The sequence below is a fragment of the Kocuria palustris genome, from assembly GCF_007666205.1.
GTDB classification, from domain to species: Bacteria; Actinomycetota; Actinomycetes; order Actinomycetales; family Micrococcaceae; genus Kocuria; species Kocuria palustris_A.
The window spans coordinates 260131-277345 of record NZ_VDOR01000002.1; the positions used below are offsets into that span (position 1 = coordinate 260131).

General features: G+C 74.0%; 12 protein-coding genes and 1 pseudogene. 9 read left to right on the plus strand and 4 right to left on the minus strand.

Going from position 1 to position 17215, the window contains the following annotated elements:
* Positions 1–247: 247 nt before the first annotated feature.
* Positions 248–1174 (minus strand): tRNA glutamyl-Q(34) synthetase GluQRS, encoded by a 927-nt coding sequence (gluQRS, locus tag FSY66_RS03275; RefSeq protein WP_186304380.1) that lies wholly within the window; start codon positions 1172–1174, stop codon positions 248–250.
* 47 nt (positions 1175–1221) lie between these two features.
* Here gluQRS and FSY66_RS03280 point away from each other — a divergent pair, with 47 nt between their 5' ends.
* Positions 1222–2106 carry an MBL fold metallo-hydrolase gene (locus tag FSY66_RS03280; protein WP_144791234.1) on the plus strand — a complete coding sequence of 295 codons (885 nt, stop codon included), beginning with the start codon at positions 1222–1224 and terminating at the stop codon, positions 2104–2106.
* Here the strand turns inward: FSY66_RS03280 and FSY66_RS03285 are convergent.
* Positions 2051–3211, minus strand: coding sequence for a phosphatase PAP2 family protein (locus FSY66_RS03285; protein ID WP_144791236.1), 1161 nt, complete (start codon positions 3209–3211; stop codon positions 2051–2053). The two genes, FSY66_RS03280 and FSY66_RS03285, sit on opposite strands and share 56 nt — an antisense overlap.
* A 213-nt stretch (positions 3212–3424) precedes the next feature.
* Here FSY66_RS03285 and FSY66_RS03290 point away from each other — a divergent pair.
* The 3 genes and pseudogenes from FSY66_RS03290 to menD form a co-directional block, all read left to right on the plus strand.
* Positions 3425–4438 (plus strand): annotated as a pseudogene (locus FSY66_RS03290) (o-succinylbenzoate synthase); the annotation flags it as partial.
* Between the two features lie 211 nt (positions 4439–4649).
* Complete coding sequence (locus FSY66_RS03295; RefSeq protein WP_144791240.1) at positions 4650–6824, plus strand: PhoX family protein; 2175 nt, start codon at positions 4650–4652, stop codon at positions 6822–6824.
* A gap of 196 nt (positions 6825–7020) precedes the next feature.
* Complete coding sequence (gene menD / locus FSY66_RS03300; protein WP_144791242.1) at positions 7021–8835, plus strand: 2-succinyl-5-enolpyruvyl-6-hydroxy-3-cyclohexene-1-carboxylic-acid synthase; 1815 nt, start codon at positions 7021–7023, stop codon at positions 8833–8835.
* A 37-nt stretch (positions 8836–8872) separates the two neighbouring features.
* Here the strand turns inward: menD and FSY66_RS03305 are convergent, their stop codons facing one another.
* Both FSY66_RS03305 and FSY66_RS03310 read right to left on the minus strand, forming a co-directional pair.
* Complete coding sequence (locus FSY66_RS03305) at positions 8873–10321, minus strand: MFS transporter (RefSeq protein WP_260853417.1); 1449 nt, start codon at positions 10319–10321, stop codon at positions 8873–8875.
* Positions 10322–10590: 269 nt separating this feature from the next.
* The gene (locus FSY66_RS03310) at positions 10591–12012 is read right to left on the minus strand and encodes an isochorismate synthase (protein ID WP_144791244.1); all 1422 of its coding nucleotides are present in this window, start codon (positions 12010–12012) and stop codon (positions 10591–10593) included.
* A 115-nt stretch (positions 12013–12127) separates the two neighbouring features.
* Between FSY66_RS03310 and FSY66_RS03315 the strand changes: the two genes are divergently transcribed.
* The 5 genes from FSY66_RS03315 (at position 12128) to FSY66_RS03335 (ending at position 17195) form a co-directional block, all read left to right on the plus strand.
* Positions 12128–12859, plus strand: coding sequence for a demethylmenaquinone methyltransferase (locus FSY66_RS03315; RefSeq protein WP_144791246.1), 732 nt, complete (start codon positions 12128–12130; stop codon positions 12857–12859).
* Positions 12856–14190, plus strand: a complete 1335-nt coding sequence (locus tag FSY66_RS03320) for a geranylgeranyl reductase family protein (protein WP_144791248.1) — start codon at positions 12856–12858, stop codon at positions 14188–14190. The genes FSY66_RS03315 and FSY66_RS03320 overlap by 4 nt, the downstream gene beginning before the upstream one ends.
* Positions 14191–14201: 11 nt before the next feature.
* Positions 14202–15266 (plus strand): polyprenyl synthetase family protein, encoded by a 1065-nt coding sequence (locus tag FSY66_RS03325; RefSeq protein ID WP_144791250.1) that lies wholly within the window; start codon positions 14202–14204, stop codon positions 15264–15266.
* Between the two features lie 112 nt (positions 15267–15378).
* Positions 15379–17088 carry a sodium-dependent transporter gene (locus FSY66_RS03330; protein WP_144791252.1) on the plus strand — a complete coding sequence of 570 codons (1710 nt, stop codon included), beginning with the start codon at positions 15379–15381 and terminating at the stop codon, positions 17086–17088.
* Positions 17085–17195, plus strand: coding sequence for a methionine/alanine import family NSS transporter small subunit (locus tag FSY66_RS03335; protein ID WP_144791254.1), 111 nt, complete (start codon positions 17085–17087; stop codon positions 17193–17195). Before FSY66_RS03330 ends, FSY66_RS03335 begins: the two co-directional genes overlap by 4 nt.
* Positions 17196–17215: the final 20 nt, after the last annotated feature.

Here is a 17215-nt window from a genome sequence, read left to right on the forward strand (position 1 = left end):
GGGACCGGCGCCCGGTCCCGGCGGTGGTGCTGACATCTCGTCGGGTCGCGCTGCGCACGGCCCGGCCCGCGGGCGAGCACCCCTCAGGGCGATCGATGCGCGGGCAAACGAGCCAACAGTACGGGAGGGTGCCCCGGAAGTGGCATGAAACACTCTCGAACCTCCGCCGCGACCTGGGCGGATGACGCGCTTGACAGGTTCCGTGCAGGTCGCACCGGGGCGACGCACAGGCGCCCGGTCCGCGCGCTCAGTCCGAGTCCCCGGCTCGCTGCGGGGGATCGAAGACCCAGGGCCCCTGATCGAGCCGGACCTCGTCGAAGCGCTCCAGGACCTCGGCGGCCGAGCGGATGCCCTCGCCGAGGCCCAGGGAGGCCCCGATCAGGCCCATGGCCTCGCCCGGGCCGATCCCGAGCCAGCCGAGATCGGCCAGGCTCACCGCGCCGTCGCGCTTGGCCAGCCGGTCCCCGTCCGGGTTCAGCACGAGCGGCACGTGGATCCACTCGGGCTCGGGCAGACCGAGCAGGCCGGCCAGGTGGGCCTGCCGCGGGGCGGAGGAGAGGAGGTCGTCGCCGCGGACCACCTGGTCCACGCCCTGATGGGCGTCGTCGACGACCACGGCCAGGTTGTAGGCGGGACGGCCGTCGCCGCGGACCAGCACGAAGTCGTCGACGGCGCCCGTGTGCTCGCCCAGCAGGCGGTCGTGCACGGTCGCCGAGCCCGCCTGGGCGCGCAGCCTCAGCGCGGCGGGCCGCTGCTCGCGCTGTCGGGCCCTCTGCCGCTCGGTGAGGTGCCGGCACGTGCCGGGGTAGGCGCCCGGCGCCCCGTGGGGCGCGCCGCCGGCCGATGCGATCTCCTGGCGGATCTCCCGGCGCGTGCAGAAGCACTCGTAGACCAGGCCGCGCTCCTGCAGCTCGCGCACCGCCTCCAGATGCGCCGGGATGCGCCCGGACTGCACGAGCTCGGGGTGCTCCCAGTCGAGGCCCACCGCCGCGAGATCGTCGAGCTGGCGCCGCGCCGCGCCCTCCCGGACCCGGTCGAGGTCCTCGATGCGCACCACGAAGCGCCGCCCCTCCGAGCGGGCGAAGGCCCAGGCCAGCACGGCCGTGCGCAGGTTGCCCAGATGCAGATCGCCCGAGGGGGAGGGGGCGTAGCGCCCGGCTGCGAGGTCCACCATGGCGACCACCGTAGGCCACGGCCGGCCCCGGCCCGTACCCTGGGCCCGTGAGCACCCTGAGCGAAGTCGGCGACGACGTCCACGTCATCACCACGGAGAACTGGCGCCTGAACTCCGGCCTGGTCGTGGGCTCCTCGCGCGCTCTCGTGATCGACACGGGCGCGGGGCCGCGCCAGGGCCAGGAGATCCTGGAGGCCGTGCGCTCCGTGACGGACCTGCCGCTGATCGTGCTGAACACCCACGCCCACTACGACCACTTCATGGGCAATGCGGTGTTCGAGCGCGCGGGCGTGACCGAGTTCTGGTCCCACCGGGACGCGGCCGCGGCGATCGGGGCCCACGGCGACTACCAGCGCTCGTTCGTGGGCGTGCTGGAGCCCGAGATGGGCGAGGGCAAGGGCCTGGGAACCCGGCTCGTGGTGCCCCAGCGGCATCTGCCGGGCACGGGGCTGCGCCCCGCCCTGAGCCGGATCGACCTCGGCGGGCGGCAGGTCGTGGTCTTCTCGATGGGCCGGGCCCACACCGACAACGACGTCCTCGCCGGAGTGGACGAGGTCCTCTTCGCCGGCGACGTCGTGGAGCAGGGCGCGGATCCCGCCTTCGACGACTCCTATCCCCGGGAGTGGGTGCGGGCGCTCGAGCAGCTCGCCGATCTGGAGCGCTACGCGGTGATCGTCCCCGGCCACGGGTCGCCGGTCACCCGACCGGCGGTGCGCGAGATGGCCGCGACCATGGCCTCGGCGATCCGGCGCCTGGAGTCGCCGCCGGTCCCGGAGCGGCCCGGCCAGGCCTCCGCCGCCGGTCCGGTCACCGCCGCGCTGTACCAGCTGCCCTACGGGGCGGCCGCCTCGCGCATCCTGCTGGACCGGCTCTCCGTCATCGACGCCGCGGACGCATCGCGCGCACCAACTGGTGCGCCGAGAACAGACTGACCGTCAGCACCGCCAGCGCTCCGAAGGCCAGGGCGAGACCCGGGGCGGGCACCGTCTGCTGCGCGGTGAGCGCGAGCGCGGTCAGCCCGATCCCGGCCAGGGTCAGCAGCAGCAGGGTGAGCCCGCGCTGCGGCACCCACGGCTCGGCCGGCACGAGGGCGCGCAGCAGCAGCGAGCCGAGCACGAACCAGCCGGCCACGATGAGCACGGAGACCGCGGCATCCGTGGGGCGGTGCCACCCGTTGATGACGGTGCCGACCCCGGCGGCGGTGACGGCCAGGGTCCCCAGCAGCGCCCAGAGCTTCCGGGTGCGGGCCGGGGCCACCATCACGACGACGGCCGCGGCCGCCGCCGCAGCGGCCGTGTGCCCCGAGGGCAGCGAGTTCTGGGCGGCATCCTGGATGCCGTAGGCGGTCTTGTCGAGCAGGCCGTGCTTGAGGACCTGCACGCTCAGCAGCGCGGGGACCGCCGTGCACAGGGCCACGACCAGGGGGACCCAGCGGCGGTGCGCGGCGGCCAGGGCGACGGCGACGACGCCCGCCGCCAGGCACGTGAGCAGGGTCGCCGAGCCGAGCAGGCCGGTCGCCGAGCCCGGGAGCCGGTCGTGGACGGCTGCGGCCTGCTGCAGGGCGGCCTCGTCCACCCACTGCCCGCTCACGGTCCGCAGCGCGGCCCAGGACAGCAGCGCGGCCAGGGCGAAGAGCAGACCCGCGCGGATCAGGTGCGCGACGGCGATGCCGAGGCTCAGATCGCGGCGACGCTCCGGCCGGGACCCGCCGCCGTAGTGGTAGACGGCCTGGCCGGGGTAGCTCGAGCGGGCGTCGAGGCCCCGCGCCGGCCCGCTCGGCCGGGGCCGCAGCGGCGCGTGCTGCGCCGGGCCCATGGGCTCGACGTGCGAGCCGCGGCGCTCCGGCTGCGGCGCCCAGGCGGGGCGCCCGTCGTCTGCGGCCCCGTGCTGCGGCAGCCGGGCTGCGTCCGCGACGGGCAGGACCCGCGTCGCGGAGGAGCCGCGCCGCTCGTCGCGCGGGCGGTGAGGGCGTCCCGCGGAGGAGACGGCCTCGCCGCGCCCCCGCTGCGGATCGTCCTCGGCCGGAATGTACGTCACGCTCGTGGTCCCCTGATCGACTCTGCCGCCGGCCGCGGATGCGCGGCCGGCGGCCTCGGAAGGCCTCAGTGTGTCACCGGAGCCTTCGCGGATCCTGGGACGGGACCTCGGATTCCCGCAGTCCGGGGGCCCTGGCTGGGAGGTCCCCCGCCGCTGACTGGGCGCCGGCTGACGAGGGCGGAGGGGCGCAGCGGGCGGATCTAGGGTGGGGGCATGCCCTCGAACGCCCCGCCCCTGGCCTTCAGCGATCTCCCGCGCCCGCTGCCCTCGCTCGAGGAGGTGCTGGCCGAGGCCGTCGTCGTGGACCTGCCCATGACCGCGCGGTTCCGCGGCCTCGAGCGCAGGGAGGCTCTGCTGATGCGCGGCCCCCGCGGATGGGCGGAGTTCGGCGCCTTCCCCGAGTACGACGACGCCGAGTCGCTGGCGTGGTGGCGAGCCGCCCTGGAGGCCGGCTGGACGGGGCTGCCGGCCCCGCGGCGGCGCAGCGTCCCCGTCAACGCCACGCTGCCGGCCGTGCCCGCCGAGGAGGTGCCGCGCGTGCTGGCCCGCTACGGCGACGGCATCCGCGCGGTGAAGATCAAGGTCGCCGAGAAGGGGCAGACCCTGGCCGACGACGACGCCCGCGTGGCCGCCGCCCGCGCGGCGCTGCCCGACGCGGCGCTGCGGGTGGATGCCAACGCCGGGTGGGCTCCCGAGCGGGCGGTCGAGGCGCTGGCGAGGCTGTCGCGCCACGGGCTCGAGTACGCGGAGCAGCCGAGTCCGGGGATCGAGGGCCTGGCCGCGGTGCGAGCGGGTCTGCGCGAGCGGGGGGAGCCGCTGCCCATCGCAGCCGACGAGTCGGTGCGCAAGGCCGAGGACCCCCTGGCCGTGGCCCGGGCGGAGGCAGCGGATCTGGTCGTGGTCAAGGCGGCCCCGCTGGGCGGCGTCCGCCGGGCGCTGGCGGTGGTCGAGCAGGCCGGTCTGCCCGCCGTCGTGAGCTCGGCCCTCGACACGAGCGTCGGGCTGCGCGCGGGGGTCGCCCTGGCGGCGGCGCTGCCCGAGCTGCCGTACGCGTGCGGGCTGGGCACGGGAGCCCTGCTGGGGGCCGACGTCTCCCGCAGGCCGCTCGTGCCGCGGGGCGGGGAGCTGCCCGTCGAGGACCTCGAGGTCGATCCGGAGCTGCTGCGCAGCCGCCGGGCGGACCCGGAGCGCGAGCGCTGGTGGCTGCGCCGCGCGGCCCGGCTGCACGGCAGGCATCTCCGATGCACAAGTGCATCGCCCCTGATCGGAATGCCCTCCGCCGGCATTCGGGCAGGCTCATCTGCTCTTTTCCCCGCGTCGGCGGCCTGTTCATCCGGCGTTCCCCCGCGCGCACCCGTCCCCTCACATGGAGCGCGTTACCTGGGGCAGTCGAAGGACAGCCCCGCCTGTGACGGGCGGGGACCATGAGAGGGGAATCATGCGTCATCAGCTCCTGCCCATGCTGGGCCACACCAACGGGAAGCGCAGCCCGCTGACCTGCGCGCTGAAGTGCGGCTCGGCCTGCGCCTCGCCCGACTGCAACCAGTCCGACAACGTCTCGTTCCGCGAGGTCGCCTCGACCGCCCTGTCCCGCCGCTCGGCCCTGGGCCTGGGGGCCGCGGCTGCGGTGTCGGTCGGCGTCGTCGCCACCGGGACCCGCGCCGAGGCGACGTTCGCCTACTGGGGCGAGCGCGGCGGCCGGATGGACTTCGCGCCGATCGCGCCGGTCGACGCCGCGGTCGACGACGTCACCGTGCCCGAGGGCTTCGACTGGTCGCCGATCATCCGCTGGGGCGATCCGCTGTTCGCGGACTCGCCGCAGTTCGACCCGCAGAACCAGACCTACGAGGCGCAGAAGCGGCAGTTCGGCTTCAACAACGACTACCTCGACATCATGCCGGACCGCGGCGGCCGCACCGGCGTCCTCGTGTGCAATCACGAGTACACCAACGAGAACACCATGTTCCCGGCGGACCAGCGCGAGAACGACCTCGCGCGCACCGCCGCCGTCGGCATCGCCGCCCACGGCATGGCCGTCGTCGAGATCGAGCGCAGCGCACCGGGCCAGCCCTGGACCTACGTCGTGGGCGGGCGCCGCAACCGCCGCATCACGGCCGACACGCCGTTCGCCGTCGACGGCCCCGCCGCCGGCTCGGACCTGCTCAAGACCGTCGCGGACCCCACGGGCAAGCTCGTGCTGGGCACGCAGAACAACTGCGCCGGCGGCGTGACCCCATGGGGCACCGTGCTCTCCGGCGAGGAGAACATCAACAACGTCCTCACCGCCGCTCCCTCCCCCGAGGCGAAGCGCTACGGCATCGGCACCGAGCCGACCTCGCGCCGCTGGGATCTCGTGGACCCCCGCTGGGACGGCAACAACGACGGCTACGAGAACGAGATCAACCGCTTCGGCTGGATCGTGGAGATCGACCCGTCCGATCCGTCCTCCACGCCGGTCAAGCACACCTCGATGGGCCGCTTCAAGCACGAGGGCGCCAACGTCCACGTGGCCGCCGACGGCACGGTCGTGGCCTACTCCGGCGACGACCAGCGCTTCGACTACCTGTACAAGTTCGTCTCCGCGAAGAAGTACAAGCAGGGCGACCGCCGCCACAACATGACGCTGCTGTCCGAGGGCGACCTGTACGTCGCGAAGTTCACCGGCGACTCCGAGAAGGAGATCGACGGCTCGGGCAAGGTCCCGGCCGACGGCGCGTTCGACGGCAAGGGCGAGTGGCTGCCCCTGGTCGTCGGCGGGACGTCGAAGGTCGAGGGCATGTCCGTCGAGGAGGTCCTGGTCTTCACCCGCCTGGCCGGCGACAAGGTCGGCGCGACCAAGATGGACCGCCCCGAGGACGTCGAGCCGAACCCGCACACCGGCAAGGTGTACGTCGCGTGCACCAACAACACCGAGCGCGGCATGCCGGGCAAGGCCGGGGCCGACGAGGCCAACCCCCGCTCCAACAACCGCGACGGCCACGTCATCGAGCTGACCGAGGACACCGCGAACTCCGCGGGCACGACCTTCAGCTGGTCGATCCTTCTGGTCTGCGGCGATCCCTCGACCAACTCCTCGACCTACTTCGCGGGCTTCCCCGCGGATCGGGTCTCGCCGATCTCCTGCCCGGACAACGTGGCCTTCGACTCGGAGGGCCACCTGTGGATCTCCACCGACGGCGCCCCCGGCACGATCGGCTACAACGACGGCCTGTTCCGCGTGGGCCTGGAGGGCTCCGAGCGCGGTCTGGTCGAGCAGTTCCTGGCCGTCCCGCAGGACGCCGAGACCTGCGGACCGGTCATCCACGACAAGGAGCAGATGGCCTACGTCGCCGTCCAGCACCCGGGCGAGGACGGCACCTTCGAGCAGCCGCGGTCCTACTTCCCGGACTACGTGCTGCCGACCCAGCAGGGCGAGGGCAAGTTCGCCCTGTCCCGTCCGGCGGTCGTGCAGGTCTTCTCGACCGGCAAGGGCAAGGGCCAGTTCGGCCGCGGCAAGGAGCTGGCGCGCGAGCGGAAGTCCGCTCGCGGCATCGAGCAGTCGGGCTACAAGGGCCGGTCCACCAAGGACCTGCGGGACAAGGCCCGCCGCGCCCGTCGCTCCTACACCGACTGACGCGCCGCCGATCGCGCCGCTGCGGCGCTGATCGCATGCTGTCCGGCGCCCCGCCGCACCGTCCCCGAGGCGGCGCGGCGGGGCGCCCTCCGTTGTCCGTGCCCGGCCGGGGCGGCTCGTCGCCGGCCGCATGGGGGGCGAGGCCGACTCGGCGGCCACGCGGCGGCCGGGCCCGGTCGGTCAGTAGGGTGACCGGGTGACCTCCGATGCTCTGCTGACCGCCGCCGTCGTCCTGGATGCGCTCGAGCAGCGCGGGCTGCGCGAGCTCTTCGTGTGCCCCGGCTCCCGCTCCGCCCCCTTCGCCTACGAGGCCGCCGCGCGCGACGGCCGAACCCTGGGCGTCCACGTGCGCCTGGACGAGCGCTCGGGCGCCTTCCACGCCCTGGGGGCGGCCCGGGCCACGGGACGGCCCAGCGCGGTCGTCACGACCTCGGGCACCGCGGCCGGGAACCTGCTGCCCGCCGTCATGGAGGCCCACCACGCGGGGGTGCCGCTCGTGGCGATCACGGCCGACCGGCCGCCCGAGCTGCGCGGCACCGGTGCCAATCAGACCACCGTCCAGCCCGGGATCTTCGCCGGGTTCGTGCGCGCGCAGCTCGATCTCGTGGTCGAGGACCGGGGCCTGGAGCCCGAGGCCCTGCGCCGGGAGGTCATGCGCCGGCTCGAGCCCGCCCTGGCGGCGCTCGGGGGGCAGGCGGGAGGGGAGTCGCTGCCCGGGCCCGTGCACCTGAACGTCGCCCTGCGCGACCCCCTGCAGCCCGAGCCGCCCGAGCCTCCTGCGGACGCCGCCGACCAGGACGAGGCCGATCGGGCGGCTGCGCAGGGGTCCGCCCCCGCGGTGGGGCAGGAGGGCCCGGTGCGCGAGTCCGCGCCCGAGGAGCCTCCCCTCGGCCTGCCGGTCGAGATCCCGGCGCTGCGCGACGACGAGCTGGAGCCGCTCGCCCGGATCGTCGAGCCGCGCCGCAGCGTGGTCGTGGCCGGCGACGGAGCGGGGACCGGGGCCGCCCAGCTGGCCGCGGCGCTGGGCCTTCCGCTGCTCGCGGAGCCCTCCTCCCAGGCCCGGCGCGGGCCGACGGCCGTGGGGCCGTACCGCCTCCTGCTCGAGACGCCGCTCGGGCAGCGGATCGAGCGCGTGCTGCTCGTCGGCCGGCCCACGCTGTCCCGTCCGGTGGCGGCGCTGCTCAAGCGGCCGGGAGTCGAGGTCGCGGCATGGCGGCCGCGTCCGGTGCCGTGGTTCGAGGAGGGGCGGCGCCCCGAGCGGGAGCTCGCGGATGCGGCCGAGGCCGCGGCCTTCGCGGGGCGGGCTCCGCAGGAGTGGACCGAGGCCTGGCGCGCGGCCGGCTCCGACGGAGCCCGCCGGGCCGCGGAGGCCCTCGAGCGGGAGGCCGCGCGGCATCCGGACGGCCTCCCCGGGCCGCTCGCGGCCCGGGCCGTGTGGGCCGCGTGCCGCAGCGACGGGCGTCTGCTCGTGATGGGCTCGTCGAACCCCATCCGGGACCTGGACCTGCTGGGCGACCCCGACCCCGATCCGGCCGAGGGCGTCGATGTGCTGGCCAATCGCGGCCTCGCCGGGATCGACGGGCTCCTGGCCACCGCTTCCGGCGCGGCCCTGGCGACGGGGAGGCCGGTGCGCGCCCTCGTGGGGGACCTCACGCTGCTGCACGACGCGGGCTCCCTGCTGGGGCTGCGCGCCGAGCGCCGCCCCGAGCTGCAGCTCGTGGTGCTGGACGATCGGGGCGGAGGCATCTTCTCGACCCTGGAGCACGGGGCCCTGGGGGAGTCCGCGGCCTACCGGGATCCCGTGGAGCGGTTCTTCGGCACGCCCCCGACCGCGGACATCTCCGCTCTGTGCGCCGGCTACGGCGTCCCGGCGGTCTCGGTGCGCACGCCCCTGGAGCTGGCGGAGGCCCTGCGGCACCCCGAGCCGGGGCTCAGCGCGGTGGTCGTGTCGGCGACGCGGACCGGGCTGCGCGCCATGAGCAGGGAGCTCACCCGCGCCGTGCGCGGATGAGCTCCCTGCGGGGTGCGTCCCGGGATCGTGCGAGGGGTCAGGCGCTGTGCCGGGGCCCGGTCTCGGAGGTTCGGGCGTCGCCCTGCCCGATCGGGGACTCGGCCGCGGCGGCGCGGGCGGCCTCGACCTCCTCCTGGTCGGCATCGCCGTCGATGAGCAGGCGGCGCTCGATCAGGTAGGTGTTGTGCTTGCGCGGCACCAGGACGGTGACGACGCCGCCGAGGAGGGCGACCACGGCGAACACGTAGAACTGCTGCGAGGCGCCCAGGCCCGCCGCCACGAGCCAGCCGATGACCATGGGCCCGAAGACGCCGCCGGCGCGGCCGATCGTGGCGCACATCGCCACACCCGCGGCACGGGCGTTCGACGTGTAGTAGTTGGCCTGGAAGCCGTAGACGAGGACCTGGGTGCCCAGGATGCCGACGCCGGCCACGGCGATGAACAGGAACAGCAGCGGCAGCGGGAAGTGGAAGGTCACCAGCACCAGGGAGATCGCGGCCAGGGCGAAGGTCGTGGCGATGACGTTCTGCGGCTTGCCCAGCCGATCCGCGGCGCTCGCGGCGATCATGCCGCCGACCACGGCGGCGCCGTTGAGCACGAACGGGAACCACAGCTTGAGGTCCCCGTAGCCGTAGGACTCCATGATGCGCGGCAGCCAGGTGTTCATGCCGTAGGTCAGGAACAGGCCGGCGAAGGACATCAGGGCCATCAGCAGGGTGGCCAGGCCGAACTCCTTGGTCAGCAGCGTGGAGTAGCCGGTGCGGGCCGGAGCGGCCGCCGCGCGGGAGACCATGAGCTCCTCCTGGAGGGGCACGCCGGTCCGGTTGGCGATCTCGATCGCGCGCTGCTCGTGGCCGCGGGCCAGCAGCCAGCGCGGGGACTCGGGGAGCTTGGCCGCGGCCAGCGGGAGGAGGAAGAGGATCGGGGTCGCGCCGATCAGGAACAGTCCCCGCCAGCCGATGTGCTCGCCCAGGAAGATGCCGCACAGGGAGGCGAACATGCCGCCGGCGGGCACGCCCGAGTAGACGACGGCGTTGAACACGCCGCGCCGGTCCTTGGGAGCGAACTCCGCCATGATCGGGCCCGCCGTGGCGATGACCAGCCCGAGGCCCAGGCCGGTGATGAAGCGCATGAGCCCGAAGGCGAAGACCGTGCCGGTCAGGGCGGTGATCGCCATGCCGATCGAGAACCAGGCGATGCCGATCATCAGCATCTTCTTGCGGCCCAGGCGGTCGCCGATGAAGCCGGAGGCGAAGGAGCCCAGCAGCACGCCGATCAGCGCGAGGGAGCCCAGGACGCCGGCGGAGCCGGGGGTCAGCTGGCCGATCTGGGAGGGGTCGTTCATGAGCGTCGGCATCACGGTGCCGTACACCACGAGGTCGTAGCCGTCGAAGATCAGCGCGGTCGAGGCGATGGCGGCCACCCAGACGGCGGTCTTCATCTCGAGGGCACGGTTCTCCGTGGCGAGGGTGTGGGTCGTGGACATGGCTCCCTGGTCTCTCCGTCGTATCGGGGCGGCAGGTGGGATGCACGGCCGCCCGGGTGCCGACGGGACGCGGTCCCGTCGGGGTGACACGATGGTGCCAGGGGTGTGACCTGGTTCATATGAGGGGAATGCCTGGGAAATCACCAGGTGTCGACAATGATTCTAAAAATATTAATGACCGCCGATTATTCCGCTGGGGTCACGTTATGCCGTGGGTCGGGCATGTCCCGGCACGTCCCGGGCGGCTCGACCCGGCCTGTCCGGCCTCCTCAGGAGGCCCCGAGGGCCCCGAGGACGGGGCGCAGCTTGGCCCGGGTCTCGGCCAGCTCCTCCGCGGGGTCCGAGGCGCTCACGATGCCGCATCCGGCGAAGACCCGGGCGGTGGCCTCGTCGTCCTGGACGCCGCCGCGCAGCGCGATGCCGAAGTCGCCGTTGCGGCGGGCGTCCACCCACCCGACGGGCCCCGCGTACAGGCCGCGGTCCAGGCCCTCGAGGCGGGCGATCGCATCGGCAGCCGCGGTGGTCGGCGTCCCGCACACGGCGGCCGTCGGGTGCACGGCCTCCACGAGCTCGAGGGCCGAGGGCACGGTGCCGTCGGGACCGCGGCGCAGATCGCAGGTCACGTCCGAGGCCAGGTGCCACACGTTCGGCAGCTCGAGCAGATAGGGCTGCGAGGGCGAGCGGACGGCATCCGTGTACGCGGCGATCCCGTCCAGGAACGAGCCGATGGCGAACTCGTGCTCGGAGCGCTGCTTGGGATCGTCCATGAGCCGCCCGCGGGCCCAGGCCCGCTCCGCCTCGGTCGCGGGGCCCGACGAGGTGCGGGGCACGGTCCCGGCCAGCACGCGGGCGTGCACCGCCCCGTCCAGGACCCGGACGAGGCGCTCGGGGGTGGCGCCGAAGAGCCGCCCCGCCGCGGGGTCGCGGTCGTCCTGCACGTTGACGCTGTACGTCCAGCAGCGCTCGTAGTCGTGGGCCAGGCGGCGCAGCGCACGGGGCAGGTCCAGCCTCGCGCCCTCCGGGGCCGCGACGGGGACCGCGCGGGCGAGCACGAGCTTGTCGACGCCGCCGGCCCGGATCTCCTCGATGCCGGCGGAGACCGCGTCCGTCCAGCGGGCCTGCGCGGCGGGATCCTCCAGGGCGCGGGGGGATGCGGTCGCCGGGTCGCCGGCCGGGGCCCGGTCGTCGCCGGAGCCTCGGGCGGTCCGCGGCTCGGGCAGCAGGCGATGCGCCGCGGCCACGACGTCGTCGGCCCCCGGGGCGGCCTCCGCGCTCGTCACCAGGGTCGCCCAGGCGCCGTCGGCGTCGTGGCCGATCACGAGCTCGGGGACCACGAGTCCGGAGCGCCGCGTCGAGGAGCGGGCGAACGCGAAGGCGCCGAAGGCCACGGGCCCCGTGGCCGAGCGATGCAGCGGGTCCCGGATCGACAGCCCCTCGACGACGTCGTCCCACCAGGCGCGGGCCGCGGTGAAGCGGTCCTCGCCGACCGCGGCGAACGAGGCCGCGCGGCCGAAGCCGACCAGGCCCAGGCCGCGGGTGGTCCAGCAGGTCACGGACTCGGCGTCCAGCAGCGCCCGCAGGTCGGGCCGCTCCAGCAGCTCGGCCGGCAGAACATCGGAGAGCTCCCCGAGCGGCACGGTCAGGCTGTGCCGGAGGGAGGCGGTGGAGGTGGCGGTCGGGGTCGCGGACATCGCGGATCAGTGTAGGCCGCGCCCGCGCCCGGGCCGGCTGCGACCGCTCGGAGTGCGGGCGCCGGGCCGGGGCGCCGGGCGGAGGGGTCCGCGGGCGGATGCCACAATGGGGACCGTGAACCGTGCAGACCTGTCCAAGCGCACCGACGCCGTCGCCTCCATGTTCGACGAGGTGGCCCCGCGGTACGACCTCGCCAACGACATCCTCGCCCTGGGCCAGACCCGGGGATGGCGCCGAGCCGTGACCGCCGCCGTCGGCGCGGCCCCCGGGGAGAAGGTGCTCGACGTCGCCGCCGGCACCGGCACCTCGTCGGAGCCCTTCATGGAGGCGGGCGCGACCGTGGTCGCGGCCGACCTCTCCGAGGGCATGCTGCGCGTGGGCCGCGAGCGCCACCCCAGGATCGACTTCGTCCAGGCCGACGCCACGCGCCTGCCCTTCGCCGACGAGACCTTCGACGCCGTCACGATCTCGTTCGGGCTGCGCAACATCGCCGAGTTCCGGCAGGCGCTGCTCGAGATGCTGCGCGTGGCCAAGCCGGGCGGGCGCCTGGTGATCTGCGAGTTCTCCACGCCCACGTTCGGGCCGTTCCGCAAGGTCTACAGCGAGTACCTCGTCCGGGCCATCCCCGGCATCGCGCAGAAGGTGACCTCCAACCCGGAGGCCTACGAGTACCTGGCCGAGTCGATCCGCGCGTGGCCCGACCAGGAGCAGCTCGCGGCCCACCTGGCCGAGGTCGGCTGGCAGGACGTGCGCTACCGCAACCTCACCGGCGGCATCGTCGCGCTGCACCGGGCGGTGAAGCCGGCAGAGCCCGCCCGGGGCGTCCCCTCCATCGACCTGGCGTGAAGGTCCTGATCGTCGGCGGCGGCCCGGCCGGCAGCACCGCCGCGCACTGGCTCGCCTCCCACGGCCACGAGGCCGTCGTCCTGGAGAAGACCGCCCACCCCCGGGAGAAGGTCTGCGGCGACGGCCTCACCCCGCGCGCCGTGCGCGAGATGCAGCTCCTGGGCCTGCCCCACGGCCCGGATGACGGCTACCGGGCCAACCGCGGCCTGCGCCTGTGCGCCCGCGAGCGCTCGATCGAGGTGCCCTGGCCGGAGCTCACGGACTTCCCCTCCTACGGCCTGGTGCGCTCGCGCGCGGGCTTCGACGAGCACCTCGCCCGGCATGCCCGGAAGGCCGGGGCGACCCTGCACGAGCGCCGTTCCGTCACCTCGGTGATCCGCGACGACGACGGCCGCGTGATCGGCGCCGAGGCCTCCGTGGTCGGGGAGGACGGGCGCCGCACGGGCGAGACCGAGCAGCACACCGCCGATCTGGTCCTGGCCGCCGACGGCGTCTCGTCCCGGGCCGGCGTCAGCGCAGGGCTGCATCGCGACCCGCGCCGGCTGATGGGGGTGGCCGTGCGCGGCTACTACGAGTCCCCGCGCTCGGAGATCGACTGGATGGAGGGCTGGCTCGAGCTGCGCGACGGCACCGACCCCTCGGGCTCCCTGCTGCCCGGCTACGGCTGGGTCTTCGGCGCCGGGGACGGCACCGCCAACGTCGGTCTGGGCATGCTCAGCACCTCGGCGGCCTTCCGCGGCACCGACTACCGCCGCGTCCTGCAGGGCTGGGCGGCCTCGATGCCCTCCGCATGGTGCTTCGACGCCGAGCACCAGCGCGGCCGGGTGCTCTCCGCGGCGCTGCCCATGGCCTTCAGCCGCGCCCCGCACTGGACGCCCGGAATGCTCCTGCTCGGCGACTCGGCCGGGCTGGTCTCCGCCTTCAACGGCGAGGGGATCTCCAACGCCATGCAGTCGGCGCGCTTCGCCGCCGAGCAGATCGTGGAGGCGGCCGGCGCCAACGGCCCGGCCCAGCGCGATCTGGTGCTCGCGCGGTACCCGCAGCGGGTGCGCGAGGAGTGGGGGGAGCACTTCACCCAGGGCCGGGTGCTCGCCGAGCTGATCGGGCGTCCGCGGATCATGAAGGCCGCGGTGGCCACGGGGATGTCGGTGCCGGCGCTGATGCGCTTCGCGGGGCAGATCATGACCGAGCTCTCGGACCGTCCGGCCCGCACGTGGGAGGACCGGATCATCGCCCTGCTGGATGCGCTCACCCCGTCGACCTCCAACCGCGCGCCGTCGGCGCCGCGGACCGCGCCCGACGCGCCCCAGAAGAAGCCGCGGACGAAGTAGAGTGTCCGATCGTGACTGACTCCTCCCCGGCCTCCGCGCGCTCCGCCGACGACGCCGCCTCGCCCGTGGGCTTCCTGCCCCCGAGCTTCGCGGCGGCCGCTCAGGACGACGTGCTCGGACCACAGCTCGTCGAGGGCCTCCTGGCCATCGAGCGGCGCCTGAGCGAGGCCGTGCGCAGCTCGGACCCCCTGATCGAGATCACCTCCTCCCATCTCCTGCAGGCCGGGGGCAAGCGGGTCCGCCCGCTGCTCACCCTGCTCAGCGCCCAGGTCGGCGGCGGCATCAACGACGACGTGATCGAGGCAGCCGTGGTGGTCGAGCTGACGCACCTGGCCTCGCTGTACCACGACGACGTCATGGACTCCGCGCCCGTGCGCCGCGGGGTGGACGCGGCCCACACGGTGTGGGGCAACTCCGTGGCGATCCTGACCGGGGACCTGATCTTCGCCCGGGCCTCGAGCCTCGTGGCCGACCTGCCCGGCGATGCCTTCAAGGTCCAGGCCGACGCCTTCGCGCGCCTGGTCGAGGGCCAGCTCAAGGAGACCTCGGGCGTCCCGGAGGGCGCCGATGCCCTCGAGCACTACCTCGAGGTCCTCAGCGGGAAGACCGGATCGCTCATCGCCGCCTGCGGCATCTACGGGATCCAGCTCTCCGGGGCGGATCGGGAGGTCCGCCGGGCCATGGAGGCCTACGGCGAGAAGATCGGCGTGGCCTTCCAGCTGGCCGACGACATCATCGACATCACCTCCCCGTCGTCGGTCACGGGCAAGACCACCGGGACGGACCTGCGCGAGGGCGTGCCGACCCTGCCGGTGCTCATGCTGCGCCGCATGGCCGAGGCCGGCGACGACTCCGCCGTCCGCGTGCTCGAGCTCGTGGATGCGGATCTGACGAGCGACGACGCGCTGAGGGCGGCCGTCGAGGCGATCTGCGCCCACGAGGCCGTCGAGCGCTCCTGGGGCGTGGCGCAGGAATGGGTCGACGATGCCCTCGCGGCCCTCGCTCCCCTTCCCGAGACCCCCGCCAAGTCGGCCCTGCAGGCCTTCGGACGTGACATGGTTCACCGACGCTCCTGAGCATGGGGTATAAATGCACCGCTGAAATGCTCCCGATGCCGGGGAGATGACCTCGATCGCGAGGCGGCGGATGCGGTGCGCACCGTCGAGCCCTGAACCCTCGAGGTGGAACGTGTCCTCACCCCACGCCCCTGCGGCGCAGAATGCCGGCTCGAAGCACGAGCGCGAGGCCTTCTCCAGCCGCACCGTCTTCATCCTGGCCGCCATGGGCTCCGCCATCGGGCTGGGCAACATCTGGCGCTTCCCGTACATCGCGTACGAGAACGGCGGCGGCGCCTTTATGATCCCGTACCTCGTGGCCCTGCTGACGGCCGGGCTCCCGCTGCTGATGCTGGACTACGCCGTGGGCCACCGCTACCGCGCGTCGGCCCCGCTGGCCTTCCGCCGCCTGCACCCCAAGGCCGAGGTCCTGGGCTGGTGGCAGCTGGCCATCTGCTGCGTCATCGCCGTCTACTACGCCGCGATCCTCGCCTGGGCCGGGTCGTACACGATCTTCTCCGTCACGAAGGCCTGGGGCGATGATCCCGAGGGCTTCTTCATGGGGCAGTACCTCCAGGTCGCCGACACCGTGGCCCCCGGCTTCGACTTCGTGCCCCAGGTGCTCGTCGGCATGATCCTCGTGTGGGGCGTGCTGATCGCCGTGATGTCGCTCGGCGTGCAGAAGGGCATCGGGCGCTTCAACGTGATCTTCCTGCCGCTGCTGGTGGTGATGTTCCTGGTCATGGTGGTCATCGCGCTCACGCTCGACGGCGCGGCCATGGGCCTGGACGCGCTGTTCACCCCGAACTGGACCGCCCTGGCCGATCCCTCGGTGTGGATGGCCGCGTACGGGCAGATCTTCTTCTCGCTGTCCGTCGGCTTCGGGATCATGGTCACCTACGCCTCGTACCTCAAGCCGAAGACCGATCTCACCAGCTCCGCGCTCGTGGTCGGCTTCGCGAACTCGAGCTTCGAGATCCTCGCGGGCATCGGCGTGTTCGCCGCGCTCGGCTTCATGGCCACGGCATCCGGGGTCGCCGTCGGCGACGTCGCGACCAACGGCATCGGCCTCGCGTTCATCGCCTTCCCCACGATCATCTCCCAGGCCCCGGCGGGAACCCTGATCGGCGTGCTGTTCTTCGGGGCCCTGACGTTCGCCGGCTTCACGTCCCTGATCTCGATCGTGGAGGTCGTCATCGCGGGCTTCCAGGACAAGCTGGGCCTGTCCCGCGTCCCGGCCGTGCTCGTGGTCTCCATCCCGCTGGCGCTCGTGTCGCTCGTGCTCTTCCCCACGACCACCGGCCTGAGCCTGCTCGACGTGGCCGATGCCTTCGTCAACAACTTCGGCATCATGCTGGTGGCGCTGGTCGCGGTCGTCCTGCTCACGGCCGGCCTCACGGCGCTGCCCGTGCTGCGCGATCACCTGAACTCGGTGTCCACGTTCCGGCTCGGCCGCACCTGGATGCTGCTGGTCGGCGGGCTGGGCGTCGTCGTGCTGGGCTACTCACTCGTCGGGCAGCTCGGCACCACGCTGTCCGAGGGCTACGGCGGCTACCCCGGCTGGTACGTGGGCGTCTTCGGCTGGGGCATGGCCCTGGCGCTGCCCGTCCTGGCCTGGCTCATGACCCGCATCCCGTGGAGCGCGGGCTCGCGCGCCGCCCAGGAGTCCCCGGCGCCTCCCATCCTGGACCCCGTCCTGGACCGCCGCCTGCTCGGCACCAGCGGGCACTCGCCCCTGGGCCGCGGCACGGAGCCGTGGGCGGCCCGGCCGGAGCACGCGACGGACAGCACGACGGCGGCCCGGACCGGGAGCCGCACCGAGACCGAGGAGAGCATCCGATGAGCACCCCCGCACTGATCATGATGATCGTCGCCATGGTGATGGTCTGGGGCGGCCTGGTCGCCTCTCTGCTGCACCTTCGCAGGTCGCCGGAGGAGCAGGACGACTGATCGCCCCGGGCCGGCCCCGA

Excerpts from the sequence above, each read along its gene's own strand:
- gluQRS (WP_186304380.1), bottom strand. The coding sequence starts at position 1,174 with ATGGTGGACCTCGCAGCCGGGCGCTACGCCCCCTCCCCCTCGGGCGAT.
- FSY66_RS03295 (WP_144791240.1), top strand. The coding sequence starts at position 4,650 with ATGCGTCATCAGCTCCTGCCCATGCTGGGCCACACCAACGGGAAGCGC.
- FSY66_RS03305 (WP_260853417.1), bottom strand. The coding sequence starts at position 10,321 with ATGTCCACGACCCACACCCTCGCCACGGAGAACCGTGCCCTCGAGATG.
- FSY66_RS03310 (WP_144791244.1), bottom strand. The coding sequence starts at position 12,012 with ATGTCCGCGACCCCGACCGCCACCTCCACCGCCTCCCTCCGGCACAGC.
- FSY66_RS03335 (WP_144791254.1), top strand. The coding sequence starts at position 17,085 with ATGAGCACCCCCGCACTGATCATGATGATCGTCGCCATGGTGATGGTC.